This window comes from Pseudomonas sp. LBUM1657 (assembly GCF_059716075.1).
This window is the reverse complement of sequence record NZ_CP166799.1, coordinates 3,557,112-3,578,940: the sequence shown is the minus strand read 5'-3', so window position 1 is coordinate 3,578,940 and position 21,829 is coordinate 3,557,112. Positions and strand designations below refer to the sequence as shown.

The window sequence follows — 21,829 nt, the reverse complement described above, 5'->3', positions numbered from 1 at the left end:
GGTCAGTCACCCGATCCGTTCGCCAGCACCATGGACATGAAGGCCGACATGAGCAGCCCACTGGCCTGGACCAGACAGCTGCTGGCGTTGGCAACCTGACGCTCACCGCATTCGCCACGAAGCTGACGCACGGATTCGATCATCAATTGCATGCCGAACTGACCGGAGTGGTTGAAGGCCAGCCCACCGCCCGAGGTATTCACCGGTAATGCGCCACCGGGTGCGGCGATGCCGCTGCGCAGGAACACGCCCGCCTGGCCTGGCGCGCAGAAACCCATGGCTTCGAGCGCGACCAGCACGTTGATGGTGAAGGCGTCATAGATCTGCACCATGCTTAATTCGCTGCGCGCGATGCCTGACATGCGCAGGGCACGATTGGCACAGCCGGCAATCACGCCGGGGTCGAGCCAGTCGGTGGAACTGAGCGGGGTCACGTGGTGCAAATAGGTATCGGCGAAGCCGCGGATGAAGACGGGTGACTTGGCCAGCGTGCGGGCGTGTTCGGCTTTGGTGAGGATCAACGCACCGGCACCATCGCTGACCAGGCAGATATCGGCCTTGCGCAAGGGGTCCGAGATCAGCGGCGAAGCCAGGTATTCGTCCATCGTCAGTGGCTTGCGCAGCGTGGCCTGTGGATTCAATTGCGCCCAGCGCCGCGCATTGATCGCCACTTCGCCGAGGTCCTCTGCGCTGGCCTGATAGCGATGCAAATACTGCTGCGCGAGCATCGCGTACCAACTGATCGGGCTGAGCACGCCGTAGGGCGACACGAACTGGCCCGACGGCGAGCGCGGGTCAGTGATCGCACCGCCACGGTTGCGGCTGTGATCCAGGCGCTGGGTGCTGCCATAAGTGACCAGGGCCACCGAGCATAAGCCGGCCTCAATCGCCGCCATGGCGTGGATCAAATGGGTGAGCGGTGAACCGCCGCCCACCACCGTGTTGTCGACAAAGCGCGGCGTGATCCCCAGGTATTCGCTCACCAGCAGCGCGTTGGCGCGGTCGTCCCAGTGCGCAAATACCCCATCGACATCGGCCAGCGTCAGCCCTGCGTCGAGCAAGGCTGCGCGGGCCGACCGGCATTGCAGCGACAGCGCGGTGTCACCCGGCTGCGCCTTACCAAGACCGGCCTCGCCGACGCCGACGATGGCGTAGCGGCCAGCCAGACGGGAAGCATCAGTCGTCATGGCTGAGGCTCCTGCGCGATGAGTTGCGCACGCACGTCTTTCTTCAACACCTTGCCGACCGGGCTGCGTGGCAGGCTCTCCCAGAACAGCACGTGCTTGGGCGTCTTCAGGCTGCCGAGTTTTTCGCGGCAGACGTTTATGAATTCCTCGGCAGTGGCGCTGGCGCCAGCCTTGAGTTCGATGACGGCGATGACCTTCTCGCCCCAATCCGCATCGGGTATGCCGACCACGGCGCAATCCATGACCGCCGGATGTGCCCAGATCACCTGTTCGATCTCGCTCGGGTAGATGTTGAAACCACCGGAGATGATCATGTCTTTGGTGCGGTCGACGATGTACAGGTAACCACCTTCGTCGAATACGCCGATGTCACCGGTGTGGTGCCAGCCAAACCGTCGGGCTTCGGCATTGGCTTGCGGGTTGTCGTAGTAACCCGGGGCAACCAACTCGCCACGGGCGACGATCTCGCCGCGTTCGCCGGGCTCTACGAATCGTCCTTCTTCATCCATCAGCGCCACTTCGCAGGCGCCGGTAGGGCGGCCGGCCGAACCCAGGTGCTTGCCGTCACGCATGTGATCTTCGCGGGTCAGCACCGTGATGACTCCCGGCACTTCGGACTGGCCGTAAGCCTGAACGAACACCGGTCCCCACAACGCGATGCCTTCGCGCAGTTTGTCCACGGACATCGGGGCGGCACCGTAGATCACGTATTCCAGTGACGAGCAATCGCGTGTCTTGGCATCCGGGTGCGACAGCAATCGGTAGATCAGGGTTGGCGGCAAGAACAGGTGGGTGATGCGTTCGCGTTCGATGGTTTCGAGGACGGCGCCCGCATCGGCAGAGGGCGCGATCACGTTGCGCGTACCGAAACTCGACAGCGCCATGGCGGTAGCACCGGCGGCATGGGTCAACGGCGCCACGACCAAGTGCGCCGGACTTTTTGCCGGTGGCATGAACTGGTTGCTGATGCGGTAGCAGGCCAGCAGCGCACGATGGCTTTGCATGATCGCCTTCGGCCGTCCTGTCGTGCCACCCGAGGATTTGATCAGGGCCGTGTCGTCGAGCGATTTGCGTACCGTGCAGTGCTGGCCGGCGTGCTCGTTGCACCAGGCGGCGATGCTCAACTCGGCAATGGGCTCGTCCAGCCCGATCAGGGTTTTCAGTGTGGGTACGCCAGCGCGGATGCGTTCGGCATGCTCGGCGTACTGTGAGTGCAGCACCAGCACGGACAGCTGGGTGAAACTCATGAACCAGATCAGGCTGTCGATCGAATCACGCGCATTCAGCGGAATGAACGTAGCCCCGGCACGCAAGGCGCCCAGCATGGCGACGAAGCTTAGTGGGTGATTAGGCGCCAGTACGCCGACATGGGCCGAGCTCAGATTCAGCAGCGACAAGGCATGGCCGATAGCATGGGAATCGGCTTGGACCTCTGCGTAGGTGAGGCTGAAACCTGCGCCCTGCAGGCAGACGTTATCCGGGTGGCGATCTGCGCCGGCATCGAAGTGGTCGGTAATCATTTCCATGGTGACGGCTAATCCAAAAGAGTGAACTGGGGCAGCGTGCAAGATTCGCTGACGGACTCGAAACAGACGCTGACGCGGGTGCCGATGGCGACGCGCTCAAGGTCGGCATCCAGGATGTTGGCGACCAGGCGAACGCCTTCGTCGAGGTCGATCAACGCAACAACATAGGGCAGCCGCGACTCGAAGGCCGGCGAGGGCGCGATCCGGCAGATGGTGTAGCTGTAAATGCGCCCATGACCGCTGGCGTTGATCCATTCGATGCTGTCGGACAAGCAGCTGATACAGAACGCCCGCGGGTAAAACTGGCATTGGCCGCAGCTGCCGCAACGCTGGATCACCAGTCGCTGTTCCTGCGCGGCCGCCCAATAGGCGGCCGTTTCGCTGGTGGGTTGCGGCAGTGGCCGTGCAGAGAGAGGAGTCGACATGGCAGCCTCAGCGGGTACGCAATTCGAAACCGGCCATGGCGATATGCACATGACGTTGTTCCGGGAGCTTGGCCAGACCGGCGATCAGTTCGTGCAGCGGACGGCGCACACTGAAAGTGTCGTCGACCACGGTCGGTACCAGCCCGGTGATCTTTTCGTCGCCATACATGGCGCGCAGCAACAACTCATCATCCGACAGGCCAGGGTAGCGGCGACGCAGTTCAGGAACTCTTGGCGCCAGCACCGGCGGTGTGATGGCAATCTCACGGGAGCCGTTGGCGAGCACGCGATCTTTTACATCGGGGTCCACCGGCAGTGGCAGGGCGCCGAAATAGCCGCACACGTACTTTTTCACCTCATCCGGCACCACCTTGTAACGCTCGCCGCTCAATACATTCATCACCGCCTGTGCGGCGATCATGGCGGGGAAGGGCGTAGCCATCACCGGTGAACCCAGTTCCACGCGGATGCGGCCGATCTCCTCGAGCACGACCGGCAGCTTGTCGGCGATTCCCGCCAGCTGAAGCTGCGATTGCAGGTTAGACATGGCGCCGCCAGCGTACTGGGTGACGAAGTGAGCCGGGTCGTACTCCGCCGGGACTCCCACGGGGAAGCCGTTCTCTTCGACAATTCCGGTAAGGTACTCACCGATTTCGTCTGCTGCGCGGTCATCGAAACTGACCTCGAAGCCGATCTCACGCAGGTTGCGAGCCAGCATCTGCGCCGACGGTCCGGCATTGCCGTTGGCCAGTGGATCGATCGAACACAGCAAACGGTCGGCGCCGTGCACTGCGGCTTCGATGGCCACCAGCGAACCGGTTGCGTTCAGGCAGTGAGTGATGATTTCCAGCGGTCGATCACCAATCACGGCTTTGATCGCCGACACAATGCTGCGCACCTGCTCCACGGTCAGGCTGCCGCCGGCGTCGCCGAAGGTAAAGGCGTCGATATCGAAGCGCTCGATGGCCTCGCGCGCCTTGGCGGCATAGAACGACGCGTCGTAGCCCGGCGCCAGGTTGTAAATCATGGCGAGGGTCGTTGTCGCGCCGAGTCGCTTGGCGGTGGAGATCGCAGGCACCAGGTTATCCCAGCAGTGCAGGGAGTCGAGAAAACCGATATCGCGCGCACCGTTGGCGACCAGACGTTCGACGTACAGCTCACTCAAATCGTCCGGCTCGGGGTAGAAGCTACGCAACATGTTGCTGCGCACGATACCTCGCAGCGGCGTGTGGCGGATGCGTTCGGACAACAGGCGTAGCCGTTCCAGTGGACTCTGGTTGAGGAACAGCACGCTGGCGTCGAACTGCACCAACGCAATGCCTTCAATCACATCAAAACCCAGGGCATCCAGGCGCTCGGCCATCGGCAGCATGTGCTCGGTGCGCATGCGAGTGGCCCACAAACACTGGTGGGCGTCACGCAGGGTCGCATCGACCAGCTGGATACGCCGACGTTTGCCGGTGCGGGCGAATTCTGCGTTCACTTTTTCGCGTAGTTGATTCAGCACATGTCACCCCTTGCTGTGTTCGAGATGGATGGACAGGCCGGGGCCTGTGACACTCAATACGGTGTAGTCGGGCCAGCGTTGCAGTAGCCCGTGTGTGAGGGCTTGTTCGGGTGTGCGAACTTCATAGTGAAGTTTTTGCTGAGGTGGTAGCGCAGGGCAGCCGCAGATCAGTGCCGCCAATGCTTCTTCATCGGCGGGCACGTCGATCGGGCGGCAAGGGTTCGCAACGGCACCGATGCGTTGTTGCACGCTGACCAGAGTCGTGTTGATCGGGCCATAGCAGCCTTGCAACCAGCGGCGCAGTGCGGGCTGCAACGTCGCAAAGCGTGGGCCGGCATCGAGGTGCTCAAGTGCCTGTCGTGCAATCGCTTGTGCGAAAGGTTGCAACATCGGCGGATTGCCGAGCTCCTGGCGAATGCGCGTGCATTCGCGGGAAAACTCGAACAGATCGGCCAGGCGTCCGCGTAAACGCAACGCTTGCAGGGTTTGGGCGGCGATTTCCCCTGGTAATTGGTGTTCGTAAGGAGCCAGGTCGAAAGCCCAGGGCACGCTCTCGGCGAAACCTTCCTGATCTGCCACGGCAGTGAGCTGGGCCTGCGCTTCTTTTATACGATCCTGATCCGGTACTTGCAGAGGCAGTTCGAGCAGAGCCGCAGAGCGGATCAGCAGCGGCAGCGAAGGTGTCGAGGCACCGTTGGCGACACCGGGCAGTGCGGCATCGAGGCGGTCGATGCCGAGTCGAATCGCCTCCAGCGCAACTTGCGGGCCGAGGCCCGTGTGGCAGCGGGTGTGCAGATCCAGAGGTTTGCCATCAACGCCGCTGCGCAGGGCCGAGAGCAAGCCGGGCAGGCGGTCGACATGCAGCAGGCCGGCTTCGTCGCGCAACATGATGCGCTGTGCACCTGTCTGGACCAATCGTGCAGCACGGGTCGCATAACAGGCGTTGTCATGTTGATCATCGTCGCTATAGGGCAGTGCGACGGTTGCTGTCAGGCCATTCGCCAATGCCATTTGCACGGCACTGTCCAAACGCTGGAAATCCAGTTGCGGGTCGATCAATACGACCTCGCTGATGCCATGACCCGCGAGCAGGCGCAACCAACCGTCCAGCGCTTCGCCTGCAAGCACATCGATGTGGCCATGGGCGGGCAGCAGGTTCACGGTTGCGCGCAGGGGCGTGCCATTGGCGCGCTCGCGCAGCGCAGCGACGCGTTGCAGCGGATTTTCATCGCGACTGATGCATTGCGCGATCACGGCCGGACTCAACACCTCGATCGCCGCAAGCCGGGCGTTTCCCAGCGAATTCATCGTTCCCAGCAGCATCGCGGTGCTGGCAGCACCGCTCCAGACGGCGGTCTGACCGTCGCTCAGGCTGACATCGACCAATGTTGTCATGCTCATGCGCGCTCCTTGGCTTGTTTCAAAGCCTGTTTGCGGGCGGGTACGAACACATCTTCAACCCAGCGTGTGGTGACGAGGCCGGTGATGAAGTCCGGATGGTCGAGCACGGCATGATGGAAGCTGGCGGTGGTCGACAATCCAACGACTTTCATGTCCTCCAGCGCCTTGCGCATGAGCACGATCGCCTCGTTGCGCGTCGGCGCATGCACGATCAATTTCGCCAACAGCGAGTCATAAAACGGCGGCACGGTGGCGCCGCTGTAGCAGTGGGTGTCAACCCGTACGCCTTTGCCTTTGGGTGGCAGCCACTCGCTCACCAGACCTGGGCTGGGCAGGAAATTGCGATCCGGGTCTTCAGCGTTGATCCGGCATTCGATCGCATGACCGGTCAGTTTGACGTCCGCCTGGCTGAAGGACAGCGGCAGGCCGGCGGCGATGCGAATCTGCTCGGCGACCAGATCGTATCCGGTGATCATCTCCGTCACTGGGTGCTCGACCTGGATGCGGGTATTCATTTCCAGAAAATAGAATTTGCCGTCGCGGTCATCGACCACGAATTCGATCGTACCCGCGCCGAAGTAGCCGACATTTTTCGCCAGACGTACGGCGCATTTGCCCATTTGTTCGCGGGTCTGCGGGGCGAGGCTGGGAGAAGGCGCTTCCTCGATCAACTTCTGGTGACGGCGCTGAGTCGAACACTCCCGCTCGCCCAGATGCACCACGTTGCCATGGCGGTCGCCCATGATCTGGATTTCGATATGGCGAGCCAGCTCGATGAACTTCTCGACATACAGGGTCGGATCGCCAAAGGCTGCTTGCGCTTCCGACGACGCCGAGCGGAAAGCCGCCTCGGCCTCTTCATCGCTGCGCACAATCCGCATGCCACGTCCACCACCCCCGGCTGTTGCCTTGAAGAGCACGGGATAGCCGATCTCGCTGGCGATGGTGCGTGCGGTGTCCGCATCGGCGACAGCATCCGAACCCGGTACACGCGGTACTTCAGCCTTTTCTGCCAGACCGACGGCGGTGATTTTGTCGCCCATCGAATCGATGATCTCGGCCGAAGGACCGATGAACACCACGCCGGCGTCTTCACAGGCCTGGGCGAAATGCGAGCGTTCGGAAAGGAAGCCATAACCCGGGTGGATGGCGTCACAGCGGTGTTCCAGTGCGGTGCGTACCAGCAGCTCGGCGCACAGATAACTTTGCGCAGCCGGCGGTGGACCGATGATGACGTACTGGTCGGCCAGGCGGGCAGCCAGGCTGTCTCGGTCGGCTTCGGAGACGGCCGCGACCGATTCGATACCCAGGGTTTTGCAGGCCCGCACAATGCGTACCGCGATTTCGCCACGGTTGGCGATCAATACCCGGCGAATGTCACGGGTTGCCACAGGAATGCTGCTCATCAGCGAGTCTCCGGTTCAATAATCATCAATAGCTGGTCGCGCTGAACCATCTGCAGGTCTTGGGCGACGATGCGCACCACACGGCCTTTCACCGGGGAGGCGAGGGTGTTGAAGAGTTTCATGGCTTCCACCAGGCACAGGGGCGCGCCGGTCTCCACCATGGCGTTCTCTTCAACGAAAGACGGTTGGTCGGGACTGGGCTTGCGATAGAAGGTGCCCATCATGGTGGCTCGCACGGCCACCTGGCCCTCGGCGACTTCGGGTTCGCTCGCAACCGTCACAGGGGGAGTGACCTGTGCGGATTTTGCGGACGCGGCGCCTTGGGCCGGTGCCAGCGAACGCTGAATCGTGCCCGACTTGCTGGCAGTCAACGTAGTGTCACCGACGCGGACTTCCAGGAAGTCCAGATGCGTCGTGTGATCCAGTATCTCCAGGATCCTTCGTACTTCTTTATGTGTGAGCGACATGCCTCGGCCTCTTGTTGTTCGAATTGCCTTGACGGATAAAAACATCCAAACGTAGGATTGTCAACAATCAGACAATCATGTAATTTGCTGATCATCACCCAGGGCGTTTGCGCAGCACTTGATAGAAAAAGCGTAGCGTGCGGCGGCCCAGGGCCCAGCGATTTCGGAAAACAGTTGTGTTTTGGAGGGGGCGAGAATGAGTACAATCGCGGTTAAATCGGATGTCGCTGGCACGGTATGGCAGATCCATGTCCGCGAAGGCGACGTCGTTGAAGAAGATCAGACGCTGATCATCATGGAGTCCATGAAGATGGAGATTCCCTTGATGGCCGCGGAATCGGGCCGAGTAGTGAGCGTTCTCGTTGCCGAGGGCGAGGTGCTCAAAGATGGCCAGGATGTTTTGCTTATGGAGTGCGATTGAAGTCTATGTCAATGAATGCAGGTTCGGCGTCGGCCGCCAAGAGCGGTAGTGCAATAGGTGTCATGCGGGCTGGTCGCCAGCGCGTATTGACGATGCCTGAGCAGATTGCCGAAAGCATTACGCTTGCGATTCTGCGAGGCGAATACGGGCCGGGAGATTCGGTGCGTGAGCAGGAGCTGGCCGACCACTTTCAGGTCAGTCGTGGTCCGATCCGCGAAGCCCTGCGCATCCTCGAGAAAGTGGGCGTCGTGACCATCGTGCCGCAGCGTGGCGCGCACGTAACGTCATTGAGCAAGCAGGAGATCGACAACCTGTTTGAGATCCGCGCTGTGCTGGCCGGGTTGTTGGCCAAGTACCTGGCTGATCTTGATGCGTCTGTTGTGAATCAAATGGACGCCATCGTTACCCGGCTTGAGCTGATCGCGGGGCAATCGGATGCACTGGACGAATATGCGCAGGGCAGTTATCGCCTGAGCACGTTGTTGTTCCAGTCTTGCGGTAACAAGCAGCTGGCCGAACTCATGGGCGCGCTGGGTATCCAGACCGCACGTTACACCCGGTTGGGGTTGCGTTCGACAGAGCGTCGGCAGGCTTCCGCCGTCTATTGGCGCGAACTGGTCGAAGCACTTAGACAAAACAGCAGTACGGTCGCCGGGAAATTGATGGTTGAGCTGATCAACGCTTCCCATCAGGCCGCATTGAATCACTTGGAATAATACACACGGGGGCACAACACTCCCGAGTGCTGTGTCAAATTGTCGACAATAAGACAAAATATCATGACAAAAAAACGTACCGCAGGACTCATGCTCAGTTGGGCCGCCCGGCAACACCGTGGCCGCACCGCCCTGATTTTCGGGGATGACTGCCTGACTTATGACGACGTGGAGACAGGCAGCAACCGTCTTGCCCATGCCTTGATTTCGCTCGGGTTGCAGGTCGGGGAACGAGTGGCTGTTCTACTCAACAACTCGCCCGAGGCCATCGAGAGCGTTTTCGCTGTCGAGAAGGCAGGGTTGGTCTACGTTGCGCTGAATGCCCGGCATACATTGGCCGAACAGATCGCGATCCTGGACGATGCCGGCGCAAGCTTGCTGGTGGCAGGACCGGAATTCAGTGAAATCGGCAAGGGTGTTCGCGATCGCGTCGCCAGTTTGCGCCATGTGATAGGGCTTGATTGGCAGGCGCCGCAGGTTCTGGATTACCGGCAAGTGCTCGCGTCAATGCCGGCCAATGCCCCCAGTATTCAGGTCTCTGCGGATACGCAGCTGCGTATCGCCTATACCTCGGGCACGACAGGCAAGCCCAAGGGCGTGACCTATACCGTCAAGCGCTGGTACGAACGCCTGACTAATCACTTCTACGCCATGGAATACCGCCTCGGTGTGGAGGATGCAATGTTGCACGTTGGCCCCTTGACCCATGCCGCTGGCGTTCACTTGTTGCCCTGCTACTTGCGAGGCGCGCGCAACGTGATTCTGGAGAAGTTCGAGCCGGTGGAGACGCTGCGGCAAATCGAGCGCCATCGCATCACGCAAATGATGTGCGTGCCGACCATGCTCACGCGCTTGATCGACACACTCGACAGTGGCGTCGAAGCCGATTTGTCATCGCTCAAGTGCATTCACTACGGAACGGCTCCGACCTCCGTGGACCTGATCCGCCGAGCCATTGCGCGGTTCGGTCCGGTGATGCGCCAGCAGTATGGAATGACCGAGGCGGTACAGCCGCTGGCCGTGCTGTATCCGCACGAACACGCTGAGGATGGGGTGCTGCGCTCTTGCGGCAAACCGACCGCGAATGTGCAGATCACCGTGCGCGATGTTCACGGCCAGGAGATGGCGGCGGGTGAAATCGGCGAGATCGCCATCGCCACCGACGGTATCGGTGAAGTGGCGTTTTGGCGTCGTCCCGATCTGGAAGCCGAAGCCATTCGCGATGGCTGGTACTACTCGGGCGATCTCGGTTACCTCGACGCGCAGGGCTTTCTTTATATCGTCGGGCGCAACAAGGACATGATCATTTCCGGTGGCTTCAATGTCTACGCGCGGGAAGTCGAGGATGCATTGGAAAGCCATTCGCAGGTCGTCGAAGTGGCGGTGCTGGGTTTGCCCGATCCGGAGTGGGGTGAGCGGATCGCCGCGTTTGTCGTGCGACGCGAAGGCGCCACGGTCGACAGCGAAGCGCTCGGCACGCATTGCGCGACACTGATCGCCGGTTACAAGAAGCCGCGCCTGATTGAATTCGTTGACGCTCTGCCACGCAACAACGCCGGCAAGGTCGTGAAAAATATTCTGCGCGATGACTATCTCGCGCGCCTGGAGAGGACATCAACATGAGCACGCCTGTTGCCCCTGAATGGTCGCTGGAACTCGCCGACATTCGCGCGCGTCGAGAAGTCGCCTATGCATTGGGTGGCCCGGAAGCGGTGGAAAAGCATCATGCCCAAGGCAAACTCACGGCGCGTGAGCGAATCGGTCATTTACTTGATGGCGAAAGCTTCGAGGAATTCGGCGTGTTGGCCGGCGCCGTGAAGTACACGCAGGAAGGCAAGATTGCCTCCGCCACGCCGAGCACGGCAGTGGTCGGCGTGGGCACGATCGAACAGCGGCGTACCGTGGTGGCGGCGGATGATTTCACCATTCGCGGAGGTTCGTCTGAGGCGGCGGTCGCTGAGAAGTGGATCTACGCCGATCGCTATGCCTGGGAATACAAGCTGCCGATCATTCGCATGATCGACAGTGCCGGCGGCAGTGTGAAGCTGCTGGACAAGCTCGGTCATACCAAGATTCCGGGTTATGCGCTGTTACCGATTACCAATCTGTTGGGGGCCGTGCCGGTCGTCGGCATTGCTCACGGTGCCTGTGCGGGACTGGGTGCGCTGCGGGTTGCCGCTTCACACCTGTCGATCATGGTCCGTGGCCAGAGCCAGGTGTTTGCGGCTGGCCCGCCAGTGGTCAAGCAGGCGTTCGGTATCGATATCGACAAGAATGACCTGGGTGGTTATGACCAGGTGCACCGTCACAGCGGCATGATCAATCTCGCCGCCAATACCGACGCCGAGGCACTGGAACTGGCCAAGCGTTTCTTGTCTTATCTGCCGGGCAATGTCTGGGAACAGCCGCCACGAGCGACTTCGACAGACGCTCCCGGTCGCCGCGACGCCTGGCTCAACGATGCCATTCCCCATGACCGGCGCAAGATTTTCAACCCGCACAAGATCCTCAAGTCGCTGGTCGACAACGACAGTCTGTTCGAGATGTCCCCGGATTTCGGTGCGTCGACCATCACCGCGTTCGCCCGACTCAACGGCTACTCGGTCGGGATCATTTGCAACAACCCGCGCGTCGGCGGCGGTGCGCTGACCCGTGCGGCGGCGCTCAAGCAGACCCGTTTCATCGACCTGTGCGACACCTTTCATCTGCCGCTCATTTACCTCGTGGACCAGCCTGGCGTGATGACCGGGCAGGAAGCAGAGATGCAAGGCACGTTGATTGCTGCCATGCAGGCGGTGCATGCGATCGAACAAGCGAGCGTGCCCGTCATCACGATCGTGCTGCGCCGCTGTGTCGGTCTTGCCGGGGCCATGGTCAGCCCCTGGCATGGCCCGACGGGCACGGCATTGCCGCACCGGTTTGCCTGGCCTTCGGCGCAGTGGGGTTCGATCCCGATCGAGGGTGGGGTTGCGGCCGCCTACAAGCAGGAAATCGCCGCCGCCGATGATCCGCTGGCGCGTCGAAAAGAGCTGGAGGCCCATTACCAGGCTCTCGCTTCACCGCTGCGTACCGCCGAGCGCTTTGGCGTGATCGACGTGATTGAGCCGGACAGTACGCGTCCGCTGCTGTGCAACTGGGTGGGTGACGCGTATCGCATCACTGCACTTTCCCTTGGGCCGAAGCGGCGGACCATGCGCTAGTCCGGAAGGACGAGCGGCATCCGGCCTTACCTTCATAAAAACAACTCAAAGGTACAGACGATGTTCTGGAAAAAGAGTCCCTGCGCAGTGCTCGCAACGCTGATGGTGATTCACCTGTTGGCTCAGGTGGACCGAAATATTCTGCTGGGCTTCGCACCGCAAATCACGGGCGAGCTGGCGATCAATAACGCGCAGTACGGCTTTCTCGTCGGCGCGGTCTGGGTGCTGAGCTATGGCGTGATGGCGGTGTTTCTCGGTGCGCTGGCCGATCGTCACAGTCGGCCGCGGGTGATCGGTGCCGGCATGCTCATCTGGAGCGCCTGCACGATTGCCTCCGGCTATGTCCAGAGCTTCGAACAAATGGTGGCGGCGCGTTTTCTGGTGGCCACCGGTGAAGCGGCGTTAGTGCCTGCCGCCACGGCACTGTTGATGGAGCTGTTCTCGGAGAAGCGCCGGGGCACGGCGATGGGGCTGTTTTATCTCGGCATTCCGCTGGGTATTGGTTGCAGCTTTTTGTTGGCGGGCACGCTCGGCGCCACCCATGGCTGGCGCACCACGTTCCATGTCCTGGGGATTGCCGGGGTGGTCATCGGCCTGCCTTTGATGCTGATGAGCGACAAGCGCAGCAACAACACCGTGCAAGAGCGCGGCGCGCCGCTCAAGACTCAAATGGCCGCAGTGTTCGCTGAGCTGCGCAGCAACCGTGTCGTGCGCTACACCGTCACCGGTTTTGTGCTGGCGCATCTGGTCTATCCGGGTATCTCGTTCGCGCAACTGTGGATCGCTCGCGAGCGAGGAATGGACCCGGCCTCGATCGCCACGACCATGGGCGTCATGCAGATCGTGTTCGGCTCGTTGGGCGCGTTGGCCGGCGGCATTTTGAGCGACCGCCTGGCCCCTCGTTTCAAAGGCGGCCACGCCAGTGTTCTGGTGTTGCTCATGCTGGTGTGTGCGCCATTCATGATTGCCTATCGCCTGGTACCGACTGACTCGTCGCTGTTCTACGTGGGGATGGCGGTCGGTATTTTCATGTTGATGTCGCTTTACGGTTCCGCGACCACCGCGATTCAAGGCGCCGTTCCCGTGCGCATGCGTTCGACGGTCATGGGTTGCTCGATGCTGCTGCTGAACCTCTTTTCGGTGGCACTCGGCACATTCGTTGTGGGCTGGATCAGCGACACGCTGACGACTGCCGGAGTGGCCTCGCCGCTGACCCATGTGCTGCTGGTCAGCGACATTCTGGCGCTGGTGCTGGGTGGGTTCTTCTTCTATGTGGCGGCGCGTATCAAGCGTGAAAGCACGCGTGCGATGCCGGTCATGGGGATCAAGGTTTAGCTTATGTCCAGGTCCGCCGTCATCCAGTTTCAGTCGGTTATCAGCCAGCATTTGCCGGGTGTACTAGCCAGTATCGTCGTCGCCATTGCGGCGCGGTTTCTGGCTGATCAGTACCAGGCGCCAGTGATGTTGTTGGCACTCCTGCTCGGCATGGCCATGAATTTTCTGGCGGCGGGGCCGAGCAAAGCGGGCATTGATTTCAGCGCTCGTGAAGTGCTGCGTGTCGGGGTTGCCTTGCTGGGGATGCGCATCTCTTTGGAGCAAATTGCGGCGCTCGGTTGGCATCCTGTGCTGATCGTTGTGGTGTCGGTGGTGGTCACCATTGTGGTGTCCATGCTGGCGGCGCGCGCGCTGGGCTTCAACGTGCTGTTTGGTTTGTTGTCCGGTGGCGCGACCGCGATCTGCGGGGCATCCGCAGCCCTGGCTTTAGCGGCGGCGCTGCCTGCTCATCAGGCCAAGGAGCGCGCGACGCTGTTCACGGTGATCGGCGTGTCCGCCCTGTCGACTCTGGCGATGATCCTTTATCCCGTGATCGCCCGGACGCTCGGACTGGACCCGCTGCAAGCCGGGGTGTTTCTCGGCGCCACCATCCATGACGTCGCGCAGGTGGTGGGTGCCGGGTACAGCATGTCGCATGACATCGGCGATACCGCCACGGTGGTGAAACTGATGCGGATTGCCATGCTGCTGCCGGTCATCGTCTGCGCGGTGTTGATCACCCGATCTCAAGGCGGGCAGGGCACGGGTGAGAGGCCGCCGTTGTTGCCCTGGTTTGCCGTGGCTTTTGTTGCCTTGGCGGCAGTGACCAGTTTCGGTTGGCTCCCTTGCGCGGTGCAGAGCCTGGGTAATCAATTGTCGAGTTGGTGCCTGGTCGTCGCCATCAGTGCGCTGGGCATGAAAATCCAGTTGAAGGAACTGGCCACGGTGGGGCTAAAACCCATTCTGTTGATGGTCGGTGAAACAGTGTTCTTGCTGGGACTGGTGTTGCTGTTGATACGACTCGGTAGTTGAGTCTGGTCGTTCAATACCGAGGGGTGTGCTGACTCCGGCGGTTTTGATTGGGTCACTTTGAATGAATCGAACACTTCCCTGATGGGGATAAGAGTGGTGAGCACTGTCGCGCCCGAATTGGGTGGCCAGATGTCTTTTTTATAAACACAAAAACAACAACAAAAAAAACCGGAGCCAACGTATGCGTATAAACAAAAAATCGGGTGTGAGTGTGTGGGAGCCAACGCTGCTGGCCTCGGCGTTGTTCGTCGCTGCGTTGCCGGCGGCTCATGCCTTTGAACTGAATACCGGAAATGAAGACTGGGCCGTGCGTTTCGACAACACGTTCAAGTTCAACTATGCCCAGCGGGTCGAAAGTCCTAACAGCAAGTTGGCCAACGCCTGGAACAACAACGACGGTAACCGCAACTTCTCTTCGGGCAGTGCGGTATCCCAGCGTCTGGATGTGCTCTCTGAACTGGATGTGACCTACAAGCAGAAGGCCGGTTTTCGGGTCAGCGCCAACAGCTGGTACGACCATGCCTACGACGATGTCGGCAGTGATAACGCGGCGACGAATCAGCTCAACCACGGGGTGCCGGACTCACGCCATATCAGCGGTTACGCCGATCGTTATTACAACGGTCCTTCGGCCGAAATTCTCGATGCCTTTGTCTTCGGCAGTGCGGAAGTCGGTGAAGAGTCGATCCTCAGCGCCAAGCTCGGCAAGCACACCCAGTACTGGGGTGAAAGCATCCTCGCCTTTGCCCACGGCAACAGCTATGGCCAGTCCGGCCTGGACATTTCCAAGGCGCTGGCCGTGCCTGGCACCGAAGCGAAGGAGTTGTTCATCCCGCGTAACCAGTTGTCCGTCAGTTTCACGGTCAACCCGGAACTGACCCTTGGTGCGCAGTACTTCCTCGACTGGGATGCTTCGCGCCTGCCGGAATCCGGTACGTATCTAGGCTTCAACGACGGTATCCAGAATGGCGGGCACAACCTGTCGCTGATCGGTGGTCTCAACCCGTTCTTCGGTGCCCCTGGCCCGATCGGTGCCAATCAATTCTTGCGCCTGAGCAATGGCCACACCTTCACCCCGGACAAGCGTGGCGACTTCGGCCTGATGGCTAAGTGGAGCCCGGAATGGCTGGACGGCACCCTCGGCGTTTATTACCGCAACACCTCCGACATTCTGCCCAACCTGGTGCTGCAGCCGACCGCTGTCGGTCCGGCGCAGCTGATCTCCGGCAACATCGGCAGCTACAACCAGTTCTATGTCGATGACATCGATATCTACGGCATCAGCCTGTCGAAAAACCTCGGCGACGTCAGCGTCGGTTTCGACCTGAACTACCGCGAAAACATGCCCCTCGCCAGCGTGGCGGGCACCGTCAGCCCGGCTGCGGCGGCCGCCGGTTTGCCAGGTTTTATCGGCAGCTTCAATGGCGAAGACGGCGTGGCTCGCGGCAATACCGTGCACGCAGTGCTCAACGGCCTGACTACTTTTGGCGACACGCCGCTGTGGGACGGTTCCTCGTTGCTGGTCGAGCTGGGCTATAGCCGCTGGCTGAAGGTGACCGACAACAAGCAGCTGTTCAAGGGCGAGGACTGGTACCACGGCACCGACAAGGTCACCAAGGACAACTACATCATTGGCGTCAACTTCAACCCGACCTGGTACCAGGTGTTCCCCGGCGTCGATATGTACCTGCCGATGACCTACAACGTCGGCCTCAATGGCAACTCCGCCGTCCAGTTGGGCGGTAACGAAGACTCCGGCAGCTACTCGGTCGGCGTCGGCTTCGATGTGCGCAACCAATACCGCTTCGACCTGAAATACGTGGACAACTTCGGTCCATTCGATACCTGCAGTTCGCCAGGCAGTGCTGGCAACCCAGGAGACGGCGCTGCACCAGGCGCCAACGGGCAGTACAACTGCGTGCCCGGTCAAACCACCGCCTTCGGCGGCACTCCGGCCCAGCTCAAGGATCGCGGCATGGTGACGGCCACCTTCAAGACAACTTTCTGATTCGCGATTGCTTAAAAACAATCAGGAGAACGACACAATGAAATGCATGCACAATCTGTTGACCGCATCTGTTGCGCTGGCCTTCGCCGGTCTCGTCCAGGCCGCCGTACCTTCCGCGGACGCCGCTAAACTGGGCAGCAACCTGACCGCTGTCGGCGCCGAGAAAGCCGGGAACGCCGATGGCTCCATTCCGGCCTACACCGGCGGGCTGACCAGTCTGCCGGCAGGCTTCAAGGCCGGTGACACCTTTCGCCCGGACCCATACGCCAACGAGAAACCGCTGCTGGTGATCGATGGCAAGAACGTCGCTCAGTATAAAAATCAGCTGACCGCCGTCACCGTCGAATTGGCCACGCGTTTTCCAAGCTTTCGCGTTGAGGTCTACCCGACCCACCGCAGCGTGGCGCTGCCTCAAAGTGTGTTGGATAACACATTGAAAAACGCGACCGGCGCCAAGTCGCTGGAAGGTGGCAACGCGATCGAGAACGTGCTGCCTGGCGTGCCTTTCCCGATCCCGCAGTCAGGTGCCGAGGCCATGTGGAACCACCTGCTGCGCTATCAGGGCGTCGCCTATTCAACCAAGTACGATTCCTGGAACGTGGACTCCGCAGGTTCGCAGAACCTGGCCACCAGCGGCGAGATCGTCAACTCGTTTCCGATCTTCGAAGACCCGACCAAGGTCATCGATGGCAAAGACACCTACTTCCAGACCCGTCTGTTCTACACCGGCCCGGCGCGCCGTGCGGGCGAGGCGATCATGCTCAAGGACGCGGCCAACCCGCTGGTGCAGGCGCGTCGTGCCTGGCAATACTTGCCCGGCCAGCGCCGCGTGAAACTGGCACCGACCCTGGCCTACGACACACCAAACCCAGGCACCGCAGGTTCCGGCACCTATGACGACGTGTATGTCTTCAACGGTGCGCTGGATCGCTATGACTGGAAGCTGGTCGGCAAGCAGGAAATGATCGTGCCGTACAACACCTACGCGCTGAGCTACATCAAGGAACCGAAATCCTTGACCACACCGAATCACCTGGCGCCGCAATTCGTGCGTTGGGAGAAGCACCGTGTGTGGGTCGTGGAAGGCACGCTCAAGGCGGGTGCCCGTCACGTCTACGCCAAGCGTCGTTTCTATCTGGACGAGGACAGCTGGGTCGCTCTGGCATCGGACCAGTACGATGCCCGCGGCCAACTGTATCGCGGCTCTTTCAGCTTCCTTTCGCAAAGCTACGACGTGACGACGCCTAACACCACGCCGCATGTGATCTATGACCTGGTGGGCGGGACTTACAACATCAATGGTTTGTCCGGTGCTTACGGGGGCATCAAATACATCGCGCCGCTCTCCAAGGCGCAGTGGTCGCCGGACGCCCTGGCCGGTAATGGTGTTCGCTAAGCGCTCCATCCAAAGCCCGGTTGCATGCTGAGTGCAGCCGGGCCCGGTTTTGCCAAGAGGACGCACTATGTGTTCATTCAAAAAGCCTGTGTTGGTGCTGCTGATAGCGTTGTGGCAGACCGTTGCGCAGGCGTCCGGCTACGTGGATGTGCTGGATCTGCCCGCCAAGCCCAGTGCGTTGGCCGTGCGCAGTCCTTTGCTTGACGTCGCGAATGCCGGGCAGCGCCTGGTTGCCGTCGGGCAGCGTGGCCACATTCTTTATTCTGATGACTTCGGCAAGCAATGGCTGCAGGCGAACGTACCGGTCAGCAGCGACCTGAGCGCCGTGTATTTTCCTTCCCGTGAGCAAGGCTGGGCGGTCGGAAACGACGGCGTGGTTCTGCATAGCAGCGACGCCGGCCTGACCTGGAAAAAGCAACTGGACGGTCGCGAGATCGGTGCGTTGCTGATCAAGCATTACGCGGCGCTGGCGAATGCGGAGCCTGCCAACGAGCAATGGCCGCTGCTCGTTGCTGATGGTCAGAGGTTGGTCGAGGAGGGCGCCGACAAGCCATTGCTCGACGTCTGGTTCGCCAACGACAAGGTCGGCTACGTGGTCGGTGTGTTCAACCTGATCCTGCGCACCGACGACGGCGGCCAGAGCTGGACACCTTTTCAGGACCGTACCGACAACCCACAGAATTTTCACTTGAACGCCATCACGTCCACCGGCGATGCGCTGTACATCGTCGGCGAGCAGGGGTTGTTGCTGAGATGGGATACCTCGCAGCAGCGTTTCGCCGCCCTCAACACGCCGTATCAGGGCAGCTATTTCGGTGTTGTCGGCAAGCCTGGCGAAGTCGTTGTCTACGGCCTGCGCGGCAATGTGTTGCGTAGCACCGATGGCGGTTTGAGCTGGACCCCGTTCGATACCGGCCTGCAGGTCAGCGTCACTGCCGCCGCCGTAGACGCTCAGGGTCACTATCGGTTGTTCACCCAGGCGGGGCACATGCTGGTTGCTCAGGACGGCAGCGCCCGATTGCAACTTGTGCCGCAGCAGACACCGTCACCCGTCGCGGGCGTAACGTTGGCGGCCGATGGTTCGCTGGTTGTCGTGGGCGCGCGCGGCGCACGTGCGCTCCTCAAAGAATAAGAGCCAGAACCCAAGAGCGAGTACTCAGACATGGCCAATACCAAACAAGACAACATGCCGGTGATCCGCGATCTGCACGACTTTGATCGGCGCTCCGGCAACCTGCTGGAGCGGCTGGTGTTCAACTACCGCCCGCTGTTCATCGTGCTCATGACCCTGACCACCCTGGTGCTGGGCTACATGGCGACGACTCGCCTGGAGTTGCGCCCCAGCTTCGAAAAAATGATCCCGCAGAGCCAGCCGTACATTCAGAATTTCCTGGAGAACCGCCAGTCGCTGCGCGGCCTGGGCAACTCGGTTCGGGTGGTGGTGGAAAACACCCAGGGTGACATTTTCGACCCCGAATACCTGAATGTGCTCAAGCAGGTCAACGACGAACTGTTCCTCGCCGAAGGAGTCGATCGTGCCTGGATGAAGTCGCTGTGGACACCCGCCGTGCGCTGGACCGAAGTCACCGAAGAAGGCTTTCAGGGCGGTCCGGTGATGCCCGACAGTTACCAGGGCTCGCCGTCGGACATCGAACAGCTACGGCAGAACATCACCCGCGCCGGCATCGTTGGCAGCCTCGTCGCCAGCGATTTCAAATCGAGCATGCTGATCGTGCCGTTGCTGGATAAAGCCTCTTCCACTGGCCAGAGCATCAACTACCACCAGTTTTCGCGGATGCTCGAAGAGCAGTTGCGTGACAAGATCGAGTTCGCCGGTGACAGCGCGGCGCGCAAGAACGGGGAAGAGGGCAAGGGGCACTACAAGGTCCGGGTGATCGGTTTTGCCAAGCTGATGGGCGACCTGATCGATGGTCTGATTCAGGTGATGATGTTCTTCGGCCTGGCCGTGGTCACCTCGCTGGTCATCATCTACCTCTACACCCGATGTGTGCGGAGCACGCTGCTGGTGGTCGGCTGTTCGCTGATCGCGGTCGTCTGGCAACTGGGTATCGTCGCCTGGCTGGGTTATGCCATCGATCCGTACTCGGTCCTAGTGCCGTTCCTGATCTTTGCCATCGGTGTGTCCCACGCCGCGCAGAAGATGAACGGCATCATGCAGGACATCGCCCGTGGCACCCACAAACAGGTGGCCGCGCGCTACACCTTCCGTCGCCTGTTCATCGCCGGCGTCACCGCGCTGCTGGCCGATGCGGTGGGCTTTGCGGTGTTGATGCTGATCGACATTCCGGTGATCCAGGACCTTGCCATCACCGCCAGTATCGGTGTGGCGGTGCTGATCTTCACCTCCTTGCTGCTCATGCCGGTGGCGCTTTCCTTTGTCGGCGTCGGGGCAAAAGCCGCCGAGCGCGCACTGAAGATCGACACTCGGGCGGCGACGCATAACGGCTTCGGCAAACTGTGGGACAGGCTGGATCGCTTCACGACACCCAAGTGGGCAACCGGGACCGTACTGGTGGCTGCCTTGCTGGGGATCGCTGGTTTTGTGGTGAGCCTGCAACTGAAAATCGGCGACCTCGACAGTGGCGCGCCGGAGTTGCGTGCGGACTCGCGCTACAACCGCGACAACGCCTACATCACCCAGCATTACGCGCTGTCCAGCGATCTGTTCGCGGTGATGATCAAGACGCCAGCGGAAGGCTGTCTGAATTACCAGACGTTGATCCTCGCCGACCGGTTGGCCTGGGAGCTCCAGCAGTATCCCGGGGTGCAAGCCACGGCATCGCTGGTCAATGCAGTACGCCAGATCACCGCGGGAACCTACGAGGGCAATCCCAAGCTCAACAGCATCCAGCGCAACCAGAACGTGCTGAACTATGCCGCGCAACAAGCCTCGGTCAATTCCCCGGAGTTGTTCAACACGGATTGTTCGCTGATGCCTGTAATCGCCTTCCTCAAGGATCACAAGGCCGAGACCCTGGATGCCGTGGTAGCCATAGCGGACAAGTTTGCCCGGGAGAACAGCACCGAGGATCGCCAGTTTCTGTTGGCTGCCGGCACCGCCGGTATCGAGGCGGCGACCAACATCGTGGTGCGCGAGGCCAATCGCACCATGCTGCTTTACGTCTACGCGGCGGTGACGCTGTTTTGCCTGATTACCTTTCGCAGCTGGCGCGCAACGTTGGTGGCCTTGCTGCCGCTGGTGCTGACGTCAATCCTCTGCGAGGCCTTGATGGTGGTCATGGGCATCGGCGTGAAAGTGGCGACCCTGCCAGTCATTGCACTCGGTGTCGGTATCGGTGTGGACTACGCGTTGTATTTGCTCAGCGTCCAACTGCATTACCAGCGTCAGGGCCTGTCGTTGAAGCAAGCCTACCGAAACGCCGTGTCGTTTACCGGTCGGGTGGTGGGGTTGGTGGGCATTACCCTGGCGGCCGGCGTTGTGTGCTGGGTCTGGTCGCCGATCAAGTTCCAGGCAGACATGGGCATTCTCCTGACCTTCATGTTTCTGTGGAACATGTTGGGCGCCTTGATACTGATCCCGGCGTTATCGCATTTTCTTTTGCGTACTCATCACGTCCTGGGCAAGACCATCGAGGAGATGACCCTTGAGCGTTCAGACGCTGAGGGAGCGCAAGGTATTGAACAGTGCGTTTCTGAACGGCGTGGCACGGGGAGGGTGCCGGTTTAGTGATGTAGGAGCGGGGGAAGACGGCAAGGAGGGGACGTGTCGGAAAGGTTCGCGATTCTGCCTATTGATGTTATAGGGTAACAATAGATAATCCTCACAGTCTGTTCTGCGGGA

General features: G+C 60.7%; 17 protein-coding genes. 10 read left to right on the top strand and 7 right to left on the bottom strand.

What is annotated here, in order from left to right:
* Positions 1-2: 2 nt before the first annotated feature.
* Genes ACA055_RS16495 through ACA055_RS16465 form a run of 7 tightly spaced genes read right to left on the bottom strand, consistent with a single transcriptional unit; the run spans position 3 to position 7,919 of the window.
* Positions 3-1,187 (bottom strand): thiolase C-terminal domain-containing protein, encoded by a 1,185-nt coding sequence (locus ACA055_RS16495; protein ID WP_497679614.1) that lies wholly within the window; start codon positions 1,185-1,187, stop codon positions 3-5.
* Positions 1,184-2,713 (bottom strand): AMP-binding protein, encoded by a 1,530-nt coding sequence (locus tag ACA055_RS16490; protein ID WP_497679613.1) that lies wholly within the window; start codon positions 2,711-2,713, stop codon positions 1,184-1,186. Before ACA055_RS16490 ends, ACA055_RS16495 begins: the two co-directional genes overlap by 4 nt.
* Before the next feature lie 8 nt (positions 2,714-2,721).
* Positions 2,722-3,138 (bottom strand): Zn-ribbon domain-containing OB-fold protein, encoded by a 417-nt coding sequence (locus ACA055_RS16485; RefSeq protein ID WP_497679612.1) that lies wholly within the window; start codon positions 3,136-3,138, stop codon positions 2,722-2,724.
* 7 nt (positions 3,139-3,145) lie between these two features.
* Entirely contained in the window at positions 3,146-4,645 is a 1,500-nt protein-coding gene (locus tag ACA055_RS16480; RefSeq protein ID WP_497679611.1) for a hypothetical protein, read from the bottom strand.
* Between the two features lie 3 nt (positions 4,646-4,648).
* Complete coding sequence (locus ACA055_RS16475) at positions 4,649-6,046, bottom strand: acetyl-CoA carboxylase biotin carboxylase subunit family protein (RefSeq protein ID WP_497679610.1); 1,398 nt, start codon at positions 6,044-6,046, stop codon at positions 4,649-4,651.
* A complete protein-coding gene (gene accC / locus ACA055_RS16470) occupies positions 6,043-7,452 on the bottom strand; it encodes an acetyl-CoA carboxylase biotin carboxylase subunit (RefSeq protein ID WP_497679609.1) in 1,410 nt (469 codons plus the stop codon). The genes ACA055_RS16475 and accC overlap by 4 nt, the downstream gene beginning before the upstream one ends.
* Complete coding sequence (locus tag ACA055_RS16465) at positions 7,452-7,919, bottom strand: acetyl-CoA carboxylase biotin carboxyl carrier protein (protein WP_497679608.1); 468 nt, start codon at positions 7,917-7,919, stop codon at positions 7,452-7,454. The genes accC and ACA055_RS16465 overlap by 1 nt, the downstream gene beginning before the upstream one ends.
* A 196-nt stretch (positions 7,920-8,115) precedes the next feature.
* Between ACA055_RS16465 and ACA055_RS16460 the strand changes: the two genes are divergently transcribed.
* The 10 genes from ACA055_RS16460 to ACA055_RS16415 all read left to right on the top strand — a co-directional run bounded on the left by ACA055_RS16460 (position 8,116) and on the right by ACA055_RS16415 (position 21,715).
* The gene (locus ACA055_RS16460; protein WP_497679607.1) at positions 8,116-8,340 is read left to right on the top strand and encodes an acyl-CoA carboxylase biotin carboxyl carrier protein subunit; all 225 of its coding nucleotides are present in this window, start codon (positions 8,116-8,118) and stop codon (positions 8,338-8,340) included.
* A 5-nt stretch (positions 8,341-8,345) separates the two neighbouring features.
* On the top strand, positions 8,346-9,056 hold the full coding sequence (locus ACA055_RS16455) for a GntR family transcriptional regulator (RefSeq protein WP_497684433.1): 711 nt from the start codon (positions 8,346-8,348) through the stop codon (positions 9,054-9,056).
* A gap of 63 nt (positions 9,057-9,119) precedes the next feature.
* Positions 9,120-10,679 (top strand): class I adenylate-forming enzyme family protein, encoded by a 1,560-nt coding sequence (locus ACA055_RS16450; protein ID WP_497679606.1) that lies wholly within the window; start codon positions 9,120-9,122, stop codon positions 10,677-10,679.
* On the top strand, positions 10,676-12,256 hold the full coding sequence (locus ACA055_RS16445; protein WP_497679605.1) for an acyl-CoA carboxylase subunit beta: 1,581 nt from the start codon (positions 10,676-10,678) through the stop codon (positions 12,254-12,256). The genes ACA055_RS16450 and ACA055_RS16445 overlap by 4 nt, the downstream gene beginning before the upstream one ends.
* Positions 12,257-12,316: 60 nt before the next feature.
* A complete protein-coding gene (locus tag ACA055_RS16440; RefSeq protein ID WP_497679604.1) occupies positions 12,317-13,591 on the top strand; it encodes a spinster family MFS transporter in 1,275 nt (424 codons plus the stop codon).
* Between the two features lie 3 nt (positions 13,592-13,594).
* Positions 13,595-14,602, top strand: a complete 1,008-nt coding sequence (locus tag ACA055_RS16435; RefSeq protein ID WP_497679603.1) for a YeiH family protein — start codon at positions 13,595-13,597, stop codon at positions 14,600-14,602.
* Between the two features lie 181 nt (positions 14,603-14,783).
* Complete coding sequence (locus ACA055_RS16430; RefSeq protein ID WP_497679602.1) at positions 14,784-16,610, top strand: DUF1302 domain-containing protein; 1,827 nt, start codon at positions 14,784-14,786, stop codon at positions 16,608-16,610.
* A gap of 37 nt (positions 16,611-16,647) precedes the next feature.
* A complete protein-coding gene (locus tag ACA055_RS16425) occupies positions 16,648-18,006 on the top strand; it encodes a DUF1329 domain-containing protein (RefSeq protein WP_497679601.1) in 1,359 nt (452 codons plus the stop codon).
* Positions 18,007-18,073: 67 nt separating this feature from the next.
* Positions 18,074-19,138, top strand: coding sequence for a WD40/YVTN/BNR-like repeat-containing protein (locus tag ACA055_RS16420; RefSeq protein ID WP_497679600.1), 1,065 nt, complete (start codon positions 18,074-18,076; stop codon positions 19,136-19,138).
* A 30-nt stretch (positions 19,139-19,168) separates the two neighbouring features.
* Positions 19,169-21,715 (top strand): efflux RND transporter permease subunit, encoded by a 2,547-nt coding sequence (locus tag ACA055_RS16415; protein WP_497679599.1) that lies wholly within the window; start codon positions 19,169-19,171, stop codon positions 21,713-21,715.
* Positions 21,716-21,829: the final 114 nt, after the last annotated feature.